The 17,466-nt window shown below is 71.6% G+C and carries 20 protein-coding genes; 10 read left to right on the top strand and 10 right to left on the bottom strand.

What is annotated here, in order from left to right; translation table 11 throughout:
* Positions 1-57: 57 nt before the first annotated feature.
* The 3 genes from ACFYW9_RS20250 (at position 58) to ACFYW9_RS20240 (ending at position 2,700) form a co-directional block, all read left to right on the top strand.
* On the top strand, positions 58-468 hold the full coding sequence (locus ACFYW9_RS20250) for a protein-tyrosine phosphatase family protein (protein ID WP_389152182.1): 411 nt from the start codon (positions 58-60) through the stop codon (positions 466-468).
* Between the two features lie 157 nt (positions 469-625).
* Positions 626-2,005: a sensor histidine kinase gene (locus ACFYW9_RS20245; RefSeq protein WP_389151943.1), complete on the top strand. Its 1,380-nt coding sequence runs from the start codon at positions 626-628 to the stop codon at positions 2,003-2,005.
* Positions 2,002-2,700 carry a response regulator gene (locus tag ACFYW9_RS20240; protein ID WP_389151939.1) on the top strand — a complete coding sequence of 233 codons (699 nt, stop codon included), beginning with the start codon at positions 2,002-2,004 and terminating at the stop codon, positions 2,698-2,700. The genes ACFYW9_RS20245 and ACFYW9_RS20240 overlap by 4 nt, the downstream gene beginning before the upstream one ends.
* A gap of 9 nt (positions 2,701-2,709) precedes the next feature.
* Here ACFYW9_RS20240 and ACFYW9_RS20235 read toward each other — a convergent pair whose 3' ends face one another.
* Positions 2,710-2,904: a DUF397 domain-containing protein gene (locus ACFYW9_RS20235; protein ID WP_389151935.1), complete on the bottom strand. Its 195-nt coding sequence runs from the start codon at positions 2,902-2,904 to the stop codon at positions 2,710-2,712.
* Positions 2,886-3,719 carry a Scr1 family TA system antitoxin-like transcriptional regulator gene (locus ACFYW9_RS20230; protein WP_389151932.1) on the bottom strand — a complete coding sequence of 278 codons (834 nt, stop codon included), beginning with the start codon at positions 3,717-3,719 and terminating at the stop codon, positions 2,886-2,888. The genes ACFYW9_RS20235 and ACFYW9_RS20230 overlap by 19 nt, the downstream gene beginning before the upstream one ends.
* A 242-nt stretch (positions 3,720-3,961) precedes the next feature.
* Between ACFYW9_RS20230 and ACFYW9_RS20225 the strand changes: the two genes are divergently transcribed.
* From ACFYW9_RS20225 to ACFYW9_RS20205, 5 genes are all read left to right on the top strand, one after another.
* Positions 3,962-4,120 (top strand): hypothetical protein, encoded by a 159-nt coding sequence (locus ACFYW9_RS20225; RefSeq protein ID WP_351867086.1) that lies wholly within the window; start codon positions 3,962-3,964, stop codon positions 4,118-4,120.
* A complete protein-coding gene (locus ACFYW9_RS20220) occupies positions 4,117-4,341 on the top strand; it encodes a hypothetical protein (RefSeq protein ID WP_389151927.1) in 225 nt (74 codons plus the stop codon). Before ACFYW9_RS20225 ends, ACFYW9_RS20220 begins: the two co-directional genes overlap by 4 nt.
* Positions 4,342-4,490: 149 nt before the next feature.
* The gene (gene recO, locus ACFYW9_RS20215) at positions 4,491-5,237 is read left to right on the top strand and encodes a DNA repair protein RecO (RefSeq protein WP_389151924.1); all 747 of its coding nucleotides are present in this window, start codon (positions 4,491-4,493) and stop codon (positions 5,235-5,237) included.
* Between the two features lie 117 nt (positions 5,238-5,354).
* Entirely contained in the window at positions 5,355-6,200 is an 846-nt protein-coding gene (locus ACFYW9_RS20210) for an isoprenyl transferase (RefSeq protein ID WP_389151921.1), read from the top strand.
* 74 nt (positions 6,201-6,274) lie between these two features.
* Complete coding sequence (locus ACFYW9_RS20205) at positions 6,275-6,832, top strand: YcxB family protein (protein WP_389151917.1); 558 nt, start codon at positions 6,275-6,277, stop codon at positions 6,830-6,832.
* A gap of 43 nt (positions 6,833-6,875) precedes the next feature.
* On the opposite strand, the gene ACFYW9_RS20200 is transcribed toward ACFYW9_RS20205, so the two are convergent.
* The 4 genes from ACFYW9_RS20200 to ACFYW9_RS20185 are packed head-to-tail and all read right to left on the bottom strand — an operon-like array spanning position 6,876 to position 9,997.
* Complete coding sequence (locus ACFYW9_RS20200) at positions 6,876-7,292, bottom strand: transcriptional repressor (RefSeq protein ID WP_328555661.1); 417 nt, start codon at positions 7,290-7,292, stop codon at positions 6,876-6,878.
* A 58-nt stretch (positions 7,293-7,350) separates the two neighbouring features.
* Positions 7,351-8,250: a metal ABC transporter permease gene (locus tag ACFYW9_RS20195; protein WP_389151913.1), complete on the bottom strand. Its 900-nt coding sequence runs from the start codon at positions 8,248-8,250 to the stop codon at positions 7,351-7,353.
* A complete protein-coding gene (locus tag ACFYW9_RS20190; protein ID WP_351867322.1) occupies positions 8,250-9,035 on the bottom strand; it encodes a metal ABC transporter ATP-binding protein in 786 nt (261 codons plus the stop codon). Before ACFYW9_RS20190 ends, ACFYW9_RS20195 begins: the two co-directional genes overlap by 1 nt.
* Positions 9,035-9,997, bottom strand: coding sequence for a metal ABC transporter substrate-binding protein (locus ACFYW9_RS20185; RefSeq protein ID WP_389151910.1), 963 nt, complete (start codon positions 9,995-9,997; stop codon positions 9,035-9,037). Before ACFYW9_RS20185 ends, ACFYW9_RS20190 begins: the two co-directional genes overlap by 1 nt.
* A 197-nt stretch (positions 9,998-10,194) precedes the next feature.
* Here ACFYW9_RS20185 and ACFYW9_RS20180 point away from each other — a divergent pair, with 197 nt between their 5' ends.
* A complete protein-coding gene (locus ACFYW9_RS20180) occupies positions 10,195-11,577 on the top strand; it encodes a glycine--tRNA ligase (RefSeq protein ID WP_389151907.1) in 1,383 nt (460 codons plus the stop codon).
* 134 nt (positions 11,578-11,711) lie between these two features.
* Here the strand turns inward: ACFYW9_RS20180 and ACFYW9_RS20175 are convergent, their stop codons facing one another.
* From ACFYW9_RS20175 to ACFYW9_RS20160, 4 genes are all read right to left on the bottom strand, one after another.
* Positions 11,712-12,764 carry a chitinase gene (locus ACFYW9_RS20175; protein WP_389151904.1) on the bottom strand — a complete coding sequence of 351 codons (1,053 nt, stop codon included), beginning with the start codon at positions 12,762-12,764 and terminating at the stop codon, positions 11,712-11,714.
* Positions 12,765-12,931: 167 nt separating this feature from the next.
* Positions 12,932-13,138: a hypothetical protein gene (locus tag ACFYW9_RS20170; protein ID WP_328668932.1), complete on the bottom strand. Its 207-nt coding sequence runs from the start codon at positions 13,136-13,138 to the stop codon at positions 12,932-12,934.
* A gap of 115 nt (positions 13,139-13,253) precedes the next feature.
* Positions 13,254-14,648, bottom strand: a complete 1,395-nt coding sequence (locus tag ACFYW9_RS20165) for a M14 family zinc carboxypeptidase (RefSeq protein ID WP_389151901.1) — start codon at positions 14,646-14,648, stop codon at positions 13,254-13,256.
* 233 nt (positions 14,649-14,881) lie between these two features.
* The gene (locus ACFYW9_RS20160) at positions 14,882-16,312 is read right to left on the bottom strand and encodes an MFS transporter (RefSeq protein ID WP_389151898.1); all 1,431 of its coding nucleotides are present in this window, start codon (positions 16,310-16,312) and stop codon (positions 14,882-14,884) included.
* Positions 16,313-16,413: 101 nt separating this feature from the next.
* Here ACFYW9_RS20160 and ACFYW9_RS20155 point away from each other — a divergent pair, with 101 nt between their 5' ends.
* Complete coding sequence (locus ACFYW9_RS20155; RefSeq protein ID WP_389151895.1) at positions 16,414-17,457, top strand: helix-turn-helix transcriptional regulator; 1,044 nt, start codon at positions 16,414-16,416, stop codon at positions 17,455-17,457.
* Positions 17,458-17,466 lie beyond the last annotated feature (9 nt).

The raw sequence follows: 17,466 nt of genomic DNA, 5'->3' as shown, positions 1-17,466 counted from the left end.
GGCGCGCGGTCAGGCACCGGCTCCGACGGCGCCACCTGGGACCCGGACGGCGCCGGGGTGCTGTCGCTGCCCTCCGGACGGCTGATCCGGGGCAGGGGGCTGCGCCGGCCGCTTCCGGCCGACGGAGGTCCCGAGCCGGCGTACGCCGTGTATCTGCTCGGCAAGGAGCCGCCCCCGGTCCCCTGGGAGGCCCACTGGGTGCGCTGGCCGGACTTCCGGCTGCCCGCCGACCGGGCGGAGGCCCACGAGGTGCTCACGGAGGCCTGGCGGCGGTCCGCCGGTGAACGCGTCGAGATCGCCTGCTTCGGCGGCCGGGGCCGCACCGGCACGGCCCTGGCCTGCGTCGCGGTCCTCGACGGCGTACCGCCCCGCGAGGCGGTGGCGTACGTACGCGAGCACTACGACCGGCACGCGGTCGAGACCCCGTGGCAGCGCGCGTACGTAGGCCGCTTCGGCGCGCCGGGCTGATTCGAACGACAGCCCTTAGGGGCGCGTCGCCCGGAAACGGAGGATGCTTCCCTTCGGGTGCGGGTCCGTGAGCACCTGTCTCACGTGTCCCGTGTCAACCCCGGTCGTACATCCGCAGATTGATGTTCCCGTCCGGCCCGCTGCATACGATCGACGCATGCATGTCACGCAACCGCTTCCCCTGCTCAAGCGTGTGCCGCCCGGGGCCTGGGTCGCCGTGGCCTGGTGCGCCAGCACCGTGTTCACCTTCCTCGCGCGGATCCGGCTGCCCGGCGCGACGGCGGCCGACGAGCTGCCCGCTGCCCAGTTCTACCGCTGGGACGGGCTGCTGTTCCTCACGGTGGCATGCGTCCTGGCGCTGGCCGGCAGCCACCGGCTCACGCGCCGGCCGCTGACCGCCCTGACCCTGCTGCTCATGGCGGCGGCCCTGCTCACCAGCAATCTGGGGGTGGGAGCCGTCCGGCTCGCCCAGTACCTGGCCGTCGACGTCGCCCTCTATTTCATCGCGGCCGCCCGGCCCCGCCGTACCGCGGTGACCGCGCTCGCCATGGCGCTCGCCGTTCCGGTCGGCTGGCTGGTGGTGCGGATGTTGATGGGATGGAACGTGGAGACGCTCGTGGCGCTGACCGTGGCGCTGACCGCCGTCGTCTCCTGGCTGCTCGGTGACGCCACCCACCGCACCCGCGTCCACGCCGAACAGCTGCGGACCCGGGCGGCGGGCCAGGCCGTCACCGACGAACGCCTGCGCATCGCCCGCGAGATGCACGACATGGTCGCCCACAGCATCGGCATCATCGCCCTCCAGGCGGGCGCGGCGGCCCGGGTCGCGCACACCCAGCCGGACGCCGCCCGCGAGGCGATGACGGCGGTCGAGACGGCCGGCCGCGAGACCCTCGCCGGGCTGCGCCGCATGCTCGTCGCGCTGCGCGAGGCGGACCACGGGGGCCAGGAGGCCCGGACGGGCGGGGGCGAGCGGCACCGCCCCTCGGGAGACCCGGACCCGGGCGGCCCGGATGACGGCGGTGACGCGGACCCGCGGGACCGGTCCCGGGAACACGGCTCCGCAGAGACGGCCCTTCCCGCCGTGTCCGGCGAGGGCGGGACCGGCACCGCGCGGGCCGTGCCGCCGGGCCCCGCCGAGGGGTTGGCCGACCTCGACCGGCTGGCCGCCGCGGCGACCGCGGCCGGGGTCCGCGTGGACATCCACTGGACCGGCGAGCGGCGCAGGCTCCCGTCGGACATCGACCTGTCCGCGTTCCGGATCGTGCAGGAGTCCGTCACCAACGTCCTGCGGCACGCGGCGACGACCGTCTGCCGGGTGACCGTCGACCACCGCGACACGGAGGTCTCGGTCGAGATCACCGACGACGGCCGAGGCAGGGGCAGCACCACGGATACGGGATTCGGTCTCATCGGCATGCGCGAGCGGGCCGCCCTGCTGCACGGCGAGTTCACCGCGGGCCCGCGCCCCGAGGGCGGGTTCCGGGTGAGCGCCCGCCTCCCGCTCCCGGCCACGGGTGGGGCGGGCGCCCGATGACGGTGCGCGTGGTCCTCGCCGACGACCAACAGCTCATCCGCACGGCCCTGCGCATGGTCATCGCCGACATCGAGGACATCGAGGTGGTGGGCGAGGCGGAGAACGGCGAGGAGGCGGTGGCGCTCGCCGGAGAACTGCGCCCCGACGTCGTCGTCATGGATATCCGCATGCCCGGCATGAACGGCATCGAGGCGACCCGCCGGATCACGGCGGACACCTCCGCGCCGACGAGCCCGACGAGGATCGTCGTCCTCACCACCTTCGACGACGACGATTACGTGTACGGGGCGCTGCGCGCCGGCGCGTCCGGGTTCCTGGTCAAGGACACGGGCCTGGACGACATCATCACGGCGGTGCGCGTGGTGGCGGCCGGAGACGCCCTCATCGCCCCGGGCATCACCCGTCGGCTCATCCAGGACTTCACCGCCGCCCGCCCGGAACTCGCCCGTGGACGATCCGAGCTGAAGGGCGTCACCGACCGCGAGCGCGAGGTCCTGACACTGGTCGGCAGCGGGCTGTCCAACACCGAGATAGCCGAGCGGCTCTTCATCAGTGTGGCCACGGTGAAGACGTACCTGACCCGCCTGCTCTCGAAACTGAACGCACGGGACCGCGTCCACCTGGTGATCATCGCGTACGAGGCGGGACTGGTGTCGGTGAACCGGGCCGCGCGTACTCGTGACGCTGCCCGGTGACGCGGAGGTTCAGCCCGCGAAGTCGGCGACGAACGCGGCCCAGGCGTCGGTGCCGATCAGCAGTACGGGGCCGTCCGGCAGCTTGCTGTCCCGGACGGGGACGACACCGGGGGCTCCGGCGGCGACTTCGAGGCAACTGCCGCCGTTGTCGTCGCTGTAGGTACTTTTGTGCCACCGAGCAAGGCTCAGGTCGTACTCGCGCATCGTCTGTGGTCCTCCGTCGCCGATTCGATCAGAGACAGGGACGCGTCCGGCGGCAGCGCGGCGGCCCTGAGCAGATCGTATGCCTCCCGCACCCGCTGAACCAGGGCCGGTTCATCGAGCAGGTTGCCGGAATACACGGCTTCTGTATAGGCGGTCGGCGGGGCGTCGGGGAACTCCATGAGCTGGACCATCCGACCTATGAGCGGATACGCCCCCACCGCGTACGGAAGCACCTGCACGAGCACACGCCGCCGCCGTACGAGGCCGATGACGTGGTCCAGTTGCTCTGCCATCGTCACCGGTCCGCCGACCGGGACCCGCAGCACCTGTTCATGCAGGATCACCCAGTAGACGGGCCCGCTCGCGTCGTCCAGGATGTGCGCCCGTTCGCGACGAGCGCTCACCTTCTCCTCGATGTACTCGTCCGGGGCGAACGGGTTGCCCGCGAGCATGACCGCCCGCGCATACCCCGCCGTCTGCAACAGACCCGGCACCAGCGCGGGCGCGAACTCCGCGATCCTCGTGGCCGTCCGCTCCAGTTCGACCACGGCCGCGAAATACCCCGCGTACCGCTTGTCGTCGATGAGCTTGTGCCACATGCGCTCGAAGAAGCCGTCGCTGCGCAGCAGCGTGTCGATGCGCTGAGCCACGTCCAACTGAGGCTTGCGGATGGCCTGTTCGAACTGGCCGATATAGCCGCCGGAGACGAAGACCCGAGCCCCCAGTTCCGCTTGGGTGAAACCCGCACCCTCCCTGCGTCGTTTCAGTTCTGAACCGAAAAACTCCCAGGCGGCCTGCCGCGAACCGTTGGCCATGGGCCAACCCCCTTGCACTGCACCGTGCTTGTAGCGAGCGGGACCCTGCCGATTTTAGATGCGGAGCGTCACGATGAGGATGCGAAGCGTGAAATCGACAAGGGCCGGTGGAACAGGTGAAGGAAGAGCACGCACGAGGACAAGCGCCAACGCACGGACGAACGCACGGACGGACGCACGTACACACGCCGCCTGACGGCCGGCGGGACTCGGCGCACCGCGTCGAAGAGGCGGAGGAAACTGTGCAGGACTTACGGACGGCGCTCGCGCGGGCCGGAATCATCTTGCCGTCCCTGCGGGTCGACCCGGCGAGCGTGGCGCGCGACACACCCTGTCCGCTGATCGTCCTGGGCGGCTGCTCCGTCGAGGTCGCGGCCCGGCTCGCGGCGGCCCTGCGATGAAGGCGGTACGGCCGCCGACCGGCTCCTGCGCCGTCGACACGCGTACCGGGAGGATCGGCGTGGTCATGGGGTACGAAGGGCCGTACGTGCAGCTCAGGCCGCTCGGCGGCGGCAGGGAGTGGGACTGCGTGCCGGAGGCGGTCCGGCAGGCGACCGCGGCGGAACGGATCAGCGCGGCGACCGCGTACGTCAACGCCCGCAGCCGTGGCGAGGTGCTGTGAACCGGCCGGGGCGCCGTGAGGCGCGGGGGTGTCCCCGGGGTGCTCCCGGGGCGCGGTGAGGTGTCCCGGGCGGCGCTCGGGACAAGGCCCCGGACGCGAAGCGACCCGTCCGGGCCGGGACGCGTGCGCCGTAGGCGAGAATGGGCCGTATGAGTCTGTTCCGCGACGACGGCATCGTGCTGCGCACCCAGAAGCTGGGTGAGGCGGACCGGATCATCACGCTGCTCACGCGCGGTCACGGCCGCGTACGGGCGGTGGCGCGCGGGGTCCGGCGGACCAAGTCGAAGTTCGGGGCGCGCCTCGAACCCTTCTCCCACGTGGACGTGCAGTTCTTCGCGCGGGGCAGTGAACTCATCGGCCGCGGACTGCCCCTGTGCACACAGAGCGAGACGATCGCTCCGTACGGTGGCGGGATCGTCACCGACTACCCGCGTTACACCGCGGGGACCGCGATGCTGGAGACCGCCGAGCGGTTCACCGACCACGAGGGGGAGCCCGCGGTGCAGCAGTATCTGCTGCTGGTCGGCGGGCTGCGCACGCTCGCCCGGGGCGAGCACGAGCCGCATCTCGTCCTCGACGCCTTCCTGCTGCGCTCCCTCGCGGTCAACGGCTACGCGCCCAGCTTCAGCGACTGTGCCAAATGCGGCATGCCGGGACCGAACCCCTTCTTCTCGGTCGCCGCGGGAGGAACCGTCTGCGGCGACTGCCGGGTGCCCGGCAGCGTCGTACCCTCGCCTCAGGCCCTCGAACTTCTCGGCGCGCTGCTCACGGGAGACTGGGAGACCGCGGACGCGTGCGAGCCGCGGCACGTCCGGGAGGGCAGCGGGCTGGTGTCGGCCTATCTCCACTGGCATCTGGAGCGCGGACTGCGCTCCCTGCGGTACGTGGAGAAGTAGGCGCCGCCCCGGCAGGCCGGGGCGGCGACGGCGCACCGGCGCGGCACAACAGCACAGACAGCAAGCAGAGCGAGACGAGCGCCCGGCGCACGCGAGCAAGAGGGAGACGAGAAGCACATGGTCGTACGCGGGATCCTGGGCAGCCGGCGCCGCGAGTACAAGGCGCCGGAACCGCACCCCTCCGGTGCCCGCGCGCCCAAACTCCCCGGCGAGCTCATCCCGAACCATGTCGCGATCGTCATGGACGGGAACGGCCGCTGGGCCAAGGAGCGCGGGCTGCCCCGCACCGAGGGGCACAAGGTCGGTGCCGAGCGCGTCCTCGACGTGCTCCAGGGTGCGGTCGAGGTCGGCGTCGGCAGCATCTCCCTGTACGCCTTCTCCACCGAGAACTGGAAGCGCTCGCCCGACGAGGTGCGCTTCCTGATGAACTTCAACCGCGACTTCATCCGCAAGACCCGCGACACCCTCGACGGGCTCGGCATCCGGGTGCGCTGGGTGGGCCGCATGCCCAAGCTGTGGAAGTCGGTCGCCAAGGAGCTCCAGATCGCCCAGGAGCAGACCAAGGACAACGACGCGCTCACGCTGTACTTCTGCATGAACTACGGCGGCCGCGCCGAGATCGCCGACGCGGCGCAGGCGCTGGCCGAGGACGTGAAGGCCGGCCGCCTCGACCCGTCCAAGGTCAACGAGAAGACCCTCCAGAAGTACCTGTACTACCCGGACATGCCGGACGTGGACCTGTTCCTGCGCCCGAGCGGCGAGCAGCGCACCTCCAACTACCTGCTCTGGCAGAGCGCCTACGCCGAGATGGTCTTCCAGGACGTGCTGTGGCCCGACTTCGACCGCCGTGACCTGTGGCGGGCCTGCGTCGAGTACGCGCAGCGCGACCGCCGCTTCGGCGGCGCCGTCCCGAACGAGCAACTGCTCGCGATGGAGCAGGCCATGCGGGGCGACGGGTCCTAACTCCCTTAGTCGGCACCATTGTTCGAATCCGGCGCTACGATCACGGCCCATCACCACCGAACCGGGGAGGGGTCGTGGTCGAGGGCGCGGGTTCGCACGGGGTGCCGGAGCGGGCGCACGGGGCGGATGCCGTCGAGCTGGAGTACCGGCCGAGAACGAGTGACTTCACGGCGGCGGTGTGGGCGCAGTTCCGCGTCAGCCCGGACCGCCCGACGGTGATCTGGGGGCTCGTCGCCTTTGTCGCCTCCGGCTGCTCGAGCGCGGCGGTCTCGTGGTCCGCCGGCCACACGACGGCGGTGGTGATCCGGTTGGGAGGGACGTTCTTCTTCGTGGCCGCGGCCTGGTCCGTGCCCGTGTCCTGGGCCCGCCGACTGCAACGTCTCGCGGAGCCGCACGGCACCGTTCACATGACCGTCACCGACGCCGGGGTGACGGCGACCACGGACAAAGGCACCAGGGTGCGCAGATGGGGCGCTCGGCACCGCTACCGGGAGACGAGGACCGTCTTCGTCGTGCTCGGCTCCGACACGACCGCCGACGCTCCCACCCTGCTGCCCAAGCGGGCCGTCCGCACCCCCGAGGACATCGACCGGCTGCGAGCGATCCTCGACCGCAATATGACCCGTGTTTGAGCCCTCGCGGCTCTCGCGCGCGTCTGCCCCGGGGGGAGGGGGCTCAGCCCTTCGCCGCCGCGCACTCCGCGCACGTGCCGAAGATCTCCACCGTGTGGGCCACGTTCACGTAGCCGTGCTCCGCGGCGATGGCCTCCGCCCACTTCTCCACCGCGGGGCCCTCCACCTCCACGGCCTTGCCGCAGACGCGGCAGACGAGGTGGTGGTGGTGCTCGCCGCTGGAGCAGCGCCGGTAGACGGACTCGCCCTCCGAGGTGCGCAGGACGTCGACCTCGCCGGCGTCGGCGAGGGACTGGAGCGTGCGGTAGACCGTGGTGAGCCCGACCGAGTCGCCCTTGTGCTTGAGCATGTCGTGGAGCTCCTGCGCGCTGCGGAACTCGGTCACCTCGTCGAGCGCGGCCGCCACGGCGGCACGCTGCCGGGTGGAGCGGCCCCGGACGGGCGATCCAGCGGTTGTCACCGTTGCCTCCTCACGTCTGCACTTGCCCGGCCATTGTGCCAGTCCGGGCTGTGCCCGGTCAGACGCCGACGGTGCTCTCCGGTCCGCGGGTGGCCGGAATCGCGCACTCCGCCGGATCCCCGGCGGCCTGCGCGGCGGCCTGCGCACGGGCCCGGCGCCGGGCCAGCGGTGTCGCCAGCGCCGTCAGCGCGATGAACGCGCCGATCGTCAGCAGGACGATCGTCGAGCCCGGCGGCACGTCCTGGTAGAACGACGTCACCGTGCCGCCGATCGTCACGCTCACCCCGATCGCCACCGCGACGGCGAAGGTCGCCGCGAAGCTCCGGGTGAGCTGCTGGGCCGCCGCGACCGGCACGACCATCAGCGCGCTCACCAGCAGCAGGCCGACCACCCGCATCGCGACGGTGACCGTGACCGCCGCCGTGACCGCCGTCAGCAGGTTCAGGGCGCGCACCGGCAGACCGGTCACCCGCGCGAACTCCTCGTCCTGGCTGACCGCGAACAACTGTCGGCGCAGCCCGAGCGTGACCACCAGGACGAAGGCGGCCAGCAGGAAGATCGCCGTCACGTCGGACTCGCTCACCGTCGACAGCGAGCCGAAGAGGTACGAGGTCAGGTTGGCGGTCGAGCCGCCCGCGAGGCTGGTGAACATCACGCCGCCCGCCATGCCCCCGTAGAAGAGCATGGCCAGCGCGATGTCCCCGCGCGTCCTGCCGTACCAGCGGATCAGCTCCATGAGCACGGCGCCCAGCACGGACACGGCCGTCGCCATCCACACCGGTGACGTGTTGAGCAGGAAGCCGAGGCCGACGCCCGTCATCGCCACATGGCCGATGCCGTCGCCCATCAGGGCCTGACGGCGCTGGACGAGGTAGATGCCGACGGCGGGCGCGATGACGCCCACCAGGACGGCGGCGAGCAGCGCCCGCTGCATGAAGGCGTAGTCGAGGATGTCCATCAGCTGAGCAGTCCCGTCCGGTGGGGTTCGGCGTCATGAGCCGCGTGCGGGTGTACGTGGTCGTGGCCCGGCAGGGCGTGCTGGCCGACCGCTCTCGGCGGCGGGCCGTCGTGCAGGACGCAGCCGTCCCGCAGGACGACCGCGCGGTCGATCAGCGGCTCCAGGGGGCCCAGCTCGTGCAGGACGAGCAGCACGGACGTGCCCTGGGCGACCTGGTCGCGCAGGGTCGCGGCCAGCACCTCCTGGCTGGCGAGGTCCACGCCCGCCATCGGCTCGTCCATGATCAGCAGTTCGGGTTCGGAGGCCAGCGCGCGGGCGATGAGGACCCGCTGGTGCTGTCCGCCCGACAGGGCGTTCACGGAGTCCTTGGCGCGGTCCGCCATCCCGACGAGCTCCAGGGCCCGTCGTACGGCCGCGTGGTCGGCCTTGCGCAGGATGCCGAGGCGGGCGCGGGACAGCCGTCCCGAGGCGACGATCTCGGTGACCGTCGCCGGCACGCCGCCCGCGGCCGTGGTCCGCTGCGGGACGTAGCCCACCCGGTGCCAGTCGCGGAAGCGGCGGCGCGGAACGCCGAAGATCTCGATCTCGCCCGCGCTGACGGCCACCTGGCCGATGATGCCCCGCACGGCGGTCGACTTGCCGGAGCCGTTGGCGCCGAGCAGCGCGACGACCTCCCCGCGGCGCACGGTCAGGTCCACGCCGCGCAGGACCGGGCGCGAACCCAGCTCCGCCCGGACACCGCGCAGGGTTACGACGGACTCGCTCACGACGTCCTCCACAGTGATCACTTCGTTCCGAGAGCCGTCTGGAGGGCCTTCAGGTTCGACCGCATGACCTGCACGTAGTCGCTGCCCCTGGACTTGTCGGTGATGCCTTCGACGGGGTCGAGGACGTCCGTCCGCAGCCCCACGTCCCGGGCGATGGTGCCGGCGGTCTCGTTGCTGACGAGCGTCTCGTAGAACACCGTCGTGACGCCGTCGGCCTTCGCCAGGTTCTCCAGGGCCTTCACCCGGTTCGCGCTGGGCTCCGACTCGGGATCGAGGCCGTTGACGGCCTCCTCGGTGAGCCCGTAGCGCTCGGCGAGGTAGCCGAACGCGGCGTGGGTGGTGATGAAGGTCTTGGTCCTCGTGTTCGCGAGCCCGTCGCGGAAGTCCTTGTCCAGCGCGGTGAACTTCGTCCGCAGCGCCGCCGTGTTCTTCTCGTAGTCCGCGGCGTGCTTGGGGTCGGCCTTCTTCAGCGCGGCCGACACGCCCTCGGCCACCTGGCCGAAGCGCACGGGGTCGAGCCAGACGTGCGGGTCGGCGGCGCCGGTGTCCTCGCCCTCGCCGTGGTCGTGGGCGGCGGCGTGCCCGCCGACCTCGTTGCCGTGCTTCTCCAGCGTCGTCAGCGAGGCCGCGTCGACCTTGGTCTTCACGTCGGACTGGGCCACCGCGTCGTCGACGGCCGGCTGGAGGTTCTTGAGGTAGAGGACGGCGTCGGCCTCCTGGAGCCGCGCGGTCTCCCGGGCGCTGATCTCCAGTTCGTGCGGTTCCTGGCCGGGGCGGGTCAGGGTCGTGACGCTCACATGCGACCCGCCGATCTCCTCGGCGAGGTACTGGAGCGGGTAGAACGAGGCGACGACGTCGAGTCTGCCGTCGTTCCGGGCGTCGGCCGAGGCGGAACCCGAGCAGGCCGTGAGGGCGCCGAGGCCGAGGGCGGTGGCCGCCACGGCGGCGGACCCCGATATGAGGCGTCGTCGTACGTTCATGACAGTCATTTTCAACAAATCTGGAAACGATTGTCAACAAGCCCTCGTGACGACGCCCGCGCGCTCGTCGGCAACGGGTATCAAGCGGATCCAATCGGCAGGAAGCGGCCTACCGCGGGAACCGATTTGATGCGGGGGTGGCTGGCGCCGGTAACCTGAAGCATTCGCTGCCGTCCGTTCGTAATGAAGAGAGCACCGTGGCCGCCGACAAGATCGATTCCATCGTCAGCCTGAGCAAGCGCCGTGGCTTCGTTTTCCCCTGTAGTGAGATCTACGGCGGACAGCGTGCCGCCTGGGACTACGGCCCGCTCGGCGTGGAACTCAAGGAGAACCTGAAGCGCCAGTGGTGGCGTTACATGGTCACGTCGCGCGAGGACGTGGTCGGTCTCGATTCGTCCGTGATCCTGGCCCCCGAGGTGTGGGTCGCCTCCGGTCACGTCGCCACCTTCACGGACCCGCTGACCGAGTGCACCTCGTGCCACAAGCGGTTCCGCGCCGACCACCTGGAGGAGCAGTACGAGGCCAAGCACGGCCGCCTCCCGGAGAACGGCCTGGCCGACCTGAACTGCCCGCACTGCGGCAACAAGGGCACCTTCACCGAGCCCAAGCAGTTCTCGGGTCTGCTCTCCACCCACCTCGGCCCGACCCAGGACAGCGGCTCCGTCGCCTACCTGCGCCCCGAGACCGCCCAGGGCATCTTCACCAACTTCGCCAGTGTGCAGGTCGCCTCGCGCAAGAAGCCGCCGTTCGGTATCGCCCAGATGGGCAAGTCCTTCCGCAACGAGATCACGCCCGGCAACTTCATCTTCCGCACCCGCGAGTTCGAGCAGATGGAGATGGAGTTCTTCGTCAAGCCGGGCGAGGACGAGCAGTGGCAGGAGTACTGGATGGAGCAGCGCTGGAACTGGTACACCGGTCTCGGCATGCGCGAGGAGAACATGCGGTGGTACGACCACCCGAAGGAGAAGCTCTCCCACTACTCCAAGCGCACCGCCGACATCGAGTACCGCTTCCAGTTCGGCGGCAACGAGTGGGGTGAGCTGGAGGGCGTCGCCAACCGCACCGACTACGACCTCGGCGCGCACTCCAAGGCCTCCGGCCAGGACCTCTCCTTCTTCGACCAGGAAGCCGGAGAGCGCTGGACCCCGTACGTCATCGAGCCCGCCGCCGGTGTCGGCCGCGCCATGCTCGCGTTCCTCCTCGACGCCTACGTCGAGGACGAGGCCCCGAACGCCAAGGGCAAGATGGAGAAGCGCACGGTGCTGCGCCTCGACCACCGTCTCGCCCCGGTGAAGGTCGCGGTCCTGCCGCTGTCCCGCAACGCGGATCTGTCCCCGAAGGCCAAGGGCCTGGCCACGGCGCTGCGCCAGAACTGGAACATCGAGTTCGACGACGCCGGCGCCATCGGCCGCCGCTACCGCCGTCAGGACGAGATCGGCACGCCGTTCTGCGTCACCGTCGACTTCGACACCCTCGACGACAACGCCGTCACGGTGCGCGAGCGCGACTCCATGAAGCAGGAGCGTGTCTCGCTCGACCAGATCGAGGGCTACCTGGCCGGCCGCCTCGTCGGCTGCTGACCTGGGCCCGCGCGCTCACGAGGCCCCCGGTTCCCGAGCAGGGAACCGGGGGCCTCGCGTTGTCCCGGACCATGGGGTGTCCGGGCGTCGGTGCGGCCGGCGGCCGGCGGGGACGGAGCGCCGTCCGGCGGGCCTCAGCGGCCCTGCAGCGCCTTCACGTTGTCGCCGAAGGTCCAGTTCTTCGAGCCGTCCCAGTTGACCGACCACGTCATCAGGCCCTTGAGGGAGGTGCCGTAGTGGCGCCAGGCCTGGGAGAGGAGGCTCGGGGCCATGTAGCCGCCGCCCGCGCCGGACTGGGCGGGCAGCCCCGGGACCTGCTTGTCGTAGGGGACCCTGACGGTGGTCCCCTGCACCACGAGCCCCTTGTCGAGACAGTCGGTCTGGGCGGTGAAGCCCTGCACGGTGCCCGCGGAGTAGGAGTCGCCGGAGCAGCCGTACATGCTGCCGTTGTAGTACTGCATGTTCAGCCACCACAGGCGCCCGTTGTCCGCGTACTTCTTCACGATGGGCAGGTAGGCGCCCCAGATCGACCCGTACGCGATGCTGCCGCCCGTGACGTAGGCGGTCTCCGGCGCCATCGTCAGCCCGAAGTTCGACGGCATCCGGGACAGCACCCCGTCGATGATCCGGATCAGGTTGGCCTGCGACGTGGAGAGCTGTCCGATGCTGCCGCTGCCGACGAGACCGGTCTCGATGTCGATGTCGATGCCGTCGAAGTTGTACTTCTTCAGGAGGGGCACGACCGTCGCGACGAAACGGTCGGCGACCGCGGTCGAGCTCAGGTCGATACCGGCGGCCGCTCCGCCGATGGACAGCAGGACCGTCTGCCCCGACGCCTTGGCCGCGCACATCTCGGCGGGCGTGGCGACCTTCACGCCCGCGTCCATCCCGTCCTCCCACAGCGCGGTGCCGTCCGGGCGGATGACGGGGAACGCCGCGTTGATCACGTTGTAGCCGTGCGCGGCGATACGGGAGTCGGTGATCGGCGTCCACCCGAAGGGCGGGTGCACACCGTTGGCCGAACCGTCCCAGTTCTCCCAGTAGCCCTGGAGGACCTTTCCGGCGGGACGGGACTTCACCGCGCAGGTGTCCGCGGCGTGGGCGCCGGGGGCGCCCGCGATCGACAGGGGGATGAGGACGGCCGCGGCCAGCGCGACGGCGAGCGGACGCAGTTTCCGACGGATCATGCGAGGCCTCCCGGTGGGGGTGCGGTGAGGTGTCGTAGGCATGACAGTCGCGCGGTCCAGACCTTTCGTCAATAGGTCTGGACCAAAGTGACGACGGGTCCCACGTCCGCTTCGGCGCCGCCCTCAGGCCTCTTCGGGGTCGTTCTCACGCCGCTTCGGCGCCGCGCTCACGCCTCTTTGGGGTCGACCGTCGCCTGGTGTTCCTCGGCCAGGTGCTCCTCCGCCTTCAGCCAGGGCAGGAACTGGGTGTTCTTGCGCCAGCCGCACGTCTCGCACCGGATGGTGCGCTGGACGCCCGCCCGCTGTACGTGGACGGTGTGCTCGCGGCCGTGCTGGTCCCAGCGGCTCACTTTGCTCGTGTTCATCTGAAGCATGACGCCTCCTGGTTCTCCCGCTTCGTCTGCGCAGCAAGGAGTGTGCAGCATGGTGAAGATCAACGGGGGTTCTTCGGCGGTGAGTTCGCCGAGCCCGGCGCGGGTGCCGTCGCGGTCAGGACGGGGCGAGGTGCCCCTCGGCGGCCTCCACGGCGGCCGTGGTGACGTTGACCTGGTGTTCTATCTGCCGGTCCACCGGTACCCAGGTCGCCGTGAAACTCGCCGAATAGGCGGCGCACCAGCGCGCGACGAGGGCCTCCAGCTCGGTGCGTTGGGACGCGGTCCCCGGGGCGGGCGCGTACTCCTCCAGCAGGCGCAGCAGCATGGCCGCGGCCCGGAGCGGGGTTCGCCGGGCGAAACCCTCGATGCTGGCGGTGCGGGCGCGGGTGAGGCCGGGGAGCGGGGTGAACGACGGGTGCGCGGGGTCCCAGCTGTCGGCCAACGGGCCGCACACGCGCAGTGTTTCGGCCACGGCCCTGCGCATGCTGAAGCCGGGGTCCGGACCGGGGTCCGGGAGATGGGGGCGGGCCCGTTCGTAGTGGCCGCGGACGGTGTGGGCGTAGTCCCGCAGCCGTTCCGCCCAGTGCCGCAGCCGTTGTTCCGGAGCGGGATGGGGCGCGAGGTCGGCGAATCCGGCGGCGGCCCAGACCGGTACCTCCAGCACCGCGGTGACGCCACCGTGGGCGTGCGGGGCGAGCCAGGTGGAGCGGTGGGCGTTCTCCGGGAAGGCGGTGGGGCGTTCGGGTGCTCCGGGCGGCGGCAGGACGAAGACGCCGGGAGCGCTCGTGGGCCAGTGCATGGCGTCCAGCGGGGCCCTCTCGACCGGGATGCCGAGCCGTTCGGCGGAGGCCGCGAGGGTCCGGTCGAGGCCGGGGACGTCCCGGGTGAGCTGGGCGAAGGTGCCGCCGATGTCCGTGCCGTGCAGGGAGATCTGGATGTAGGGCCGCAGCCGGTGGATGACGTCGAGCAGGGCGCGGCTCTCCGGCAGGAACCGCGGGCGGGGGAGGGCGGGGGCCCATTCGGGCTGTTCGTCGGCGGTGGGGCGGAAGAAGGACCGGTAGTGGCCGAAGAGGGTGTCGGCCCGGTGCCCGCCTTCGTTGAGGCGTGCTCCGTCCGGATCGAGGCACAGCAGCAAGTGCCATACGGTGCCCGGCCGTTCGCCGCCCAGTGCCCGGTGGGCCAGCTCCAGGAGGGTGCCTCCGCCGACGTACTCGTTGGGGTGTGCGCCCGCGACCACGAGGGCGTGCCGAGGCCCTCTTCCGACGCTCAGCATCCGCAGCGGGACGCCGTGCCGGGAGTGGCCGATCGTGCTCAGCCGGCACAGGCCGGGATACCGGGCGGTCAGGGCCTCGGCGGTGCGGGTGACGTCGGCGGGTGTGGGATAGCTCAGTGTCCGGAACCGCTCGCGTCCCGGGTCCTTCTCCGGTCCAGCGCGCGGATCTTGATCTCGGCCACGGAGTCTCCTCGGATCGTGGATCGCGGGTCGGCCGGACGGAACGCGCCGGGCCATCGCCGGGCGCTCTCCGTTCGACTTCGGTGCGACTCAGTACGACATGACGCACCACTGGTGTCAACAGCCCCTGGGGGGAGGGCCGCAGGCTCATGGCCAGTGCATATGCCGGTGGCCGTGAGGAGGCCGGGCGCCGGACGACCGGCTGGCGCGGCCGGTGTGTCCGGCGCGGGCGGAACGTCCGGCGAGGACCCGCGCGGGCCCGCGGCCGGTCTTCGCCGCGGGCCGGATCCTCAGCCGATCGTGCGCGGCAGCCGCAGGCTCAGCGCGGTGGTCAGGGCCACGCCGGCCAGCTGGACCAGGAGGGTCGTCACCAGGGCGTCCCGCATCCCGTGGGACGGGACGAGGGACAGGAACAGGGTGCCGAGAGTGGCCACCCCGACGGCGAGCGCCGCCTGCTGGGTGGTGGCCATCACACCGCTGCCCACGCCCGCCCGCGCGGGCGGCACCTCGGAGAGGATGATCCGGATCAGGACGGGCAGCTGGAGCGCCTGGCCCGCGCCGGCGACGGCCGCTCCGGGCAGCAGTTCCGCCACCCCGAGGTCCGGCCAGGAGCGCCGGGCGGCCAGCGCGATCAGGACCAGACCCACCCCTTGGATCAGCCCGCCCGCGGTGACCACCCGGGTGCCGTACCGGGCGATCAGCCGGGGTCCGCACAGGGACGTGACGAAGAAGACGACCGCCATCGGCGCGAGGGCCAGCCCCGCCGGGACGGGACCGAGCCCCTCGCCGCGCTGCAGCGCCACCGCGATCACGAACATGAAGCCGCTGAAGCCGATGGAGAACGGCACGATCATGATCAGGCCCCGGCGCAGCGAGGTCAGCTCGAACAGGCTCGGCGGGACCAGCGGGGTGCGGCCGAGCCGGTCCGCTCGGCGTTCGACGAGGTAGAAGGCCGCGGCCGCGAGCGGGAACAGGGCCAGCGACACCCAGGTCCACAGCGGCCAGCCCGCGGCCCGGCCCTCGGTGAGCGGGGCGAGCAGGGCCAGCAGGGCGACCGCCAGCAGGATCGTGCCGGGGGTGTCGATCGGCTCCGGGCGCTGCGAGCGGGTCTCGGGGACGGCACGGCGGGCCAGGACCAGCCCGAGCACGACGACGGGCACGTTCACGAGGAACACCGAGCGCCAGCCGGTGCCCGCGACGTCGGCCGCGACCAGCAGGCCGCCGAGGATCTGCCCGGCCACCATGGACAGGCCGGCCGTGGCGCCGTACAGGCTCATCGCCTTGGCCCGGCGGGGTCCGGAGGTCGCCGACTGGATGGTGGCCAGGACCTGCGGCAGCATCGCCGCGGACGCCGCGCCCTGCGCGACCCGCGCCGCCACCAGGGTCCAGGCGGTGGGCGCGAGGCCGCAGGCGAGCGAGGTCAGGCCGAAGGCCGCCATGCCGCCGAGGAAGAGCCGGCGGCGCCCGAACAGGTCGCCGAGCCGTCCGCCGAGGACGAGCAGGACGGCGTACGCGACCCCGTAGCCGGCGACGACGAGTTCGAGGACGGCCTCGCTCGCGTTCAGGTCATGCCCGATGGTCGGAAGGGCTACGTTGACGATGAAGAAGTCGATCAGGGGGAGCGCCGCGCCGAGCAGCACGGTGAAGAGTCCGAGGCCGCTGAGCGCGGGTGGCGCCGTGGGGGCGCGGACGGTGGTCGTGAGAGTTCCGGTTTCGGTCACGTCCTCCAGACTTCTCCCGTACTCAGACGGGTACCAGAGTCTTCTTATCCTGGTACAAGCACTACCTGGCAACAGGCTGCGCCGGGCGGCACGCTGGAGGCATGACGACGATGGCACGCGAGACGGCCGCGAACGCGGTGCCCGCGCGACCGCCGGCCACGGGCCGGGATCCGGACCCGGCGCGGCCGGCCGGCGATGGGGTGGCGCCGGGCGCCGGTGCGGCTTCCCGCGCGGGCGAGATCCGGCGGCACGAGCTGGCCACCTTCCTGCGCAGCCGCCGCGAACGCATCACGCCCGAGCAGGTCCGGCTTCCCCGTGGCCGCCGGCGGCGCACGCCGGGCCTGCGCCGCGAGGAGGTCGCCCAGCTCTCCGCGGTGGGGGTCACCTGGTACACGTGGATCGAGCAGGGGCGCGACATCCAGGTCTCCGAGCAGGTCCTCGACGCCCTGGCCCGCACCCTGCTGCTGGACACCAGCGAGCGGGCCCACCTCTTCCAGCTCGCCGGCGCGGTCGACCCCACGCCCGCCGCGCAGTGCGCGGTGATCACCCCTGCGCTGCGCCGGATCCTGACGCGGCTGGAGCCGGTTCCGGCCTGCATCCAGAACAGCCGGTACGACATCCTGGCGTACAACCGCACCTATGCCCGGCTGATGATGCGCGACCTCGACACGGTCCCGCCCGCCGACCGCAACTGCGTCCTGCTCGCCTACACCAACGAGGAGTGGCGCTCCTCGATCGTCCTGCTCGACGAGACCACGAGGCTGATGGCCGCGAAGCTGCGCGCGTCGATGGCCGGGCACCTGGGGGAGCCCGCCTGGAAGACGCTGCTGAAGCGGCTGCGGGCCGAGTCGGCGGAGTTCCGTGAGAACTGGGACCGGTACGAGGTGGCCGCCACCCGCGGCAAGACCAAGAAGTTCGCGAACCCGTACGTCGGCCTGGTCACCGTCGATCACACGGACCTGTGGCTCGCCCCCGACCTGGGCGCCCGCATGGTGACGTACCCGCCCCACGACGAGGAGAGCCGCGAACGGCTGGAGAAGCTGTACGCGATCGCCCTGGAGGCCGAGGCCGAGGCCGAGGCGCGAGCGGAGAACGAGGACCGGGCCGGAGCGCCGTCCCGGGTGGAGGCACCGGGGGCGGTCTGATCCGGGGAC

This window comes from Streptomyces sp. NPDC002698 (genome assembly GCF_042888945.1).
Taxonomy (GTDB): domain Bacteria; phylum Actinomycetota; class Actinomycetes; order Streptomycetales; family Streptomycetaceae; genus Streptomyces.
This window is presented reverse-complemented; position numbering and strand designations above follow the sequence as displayed.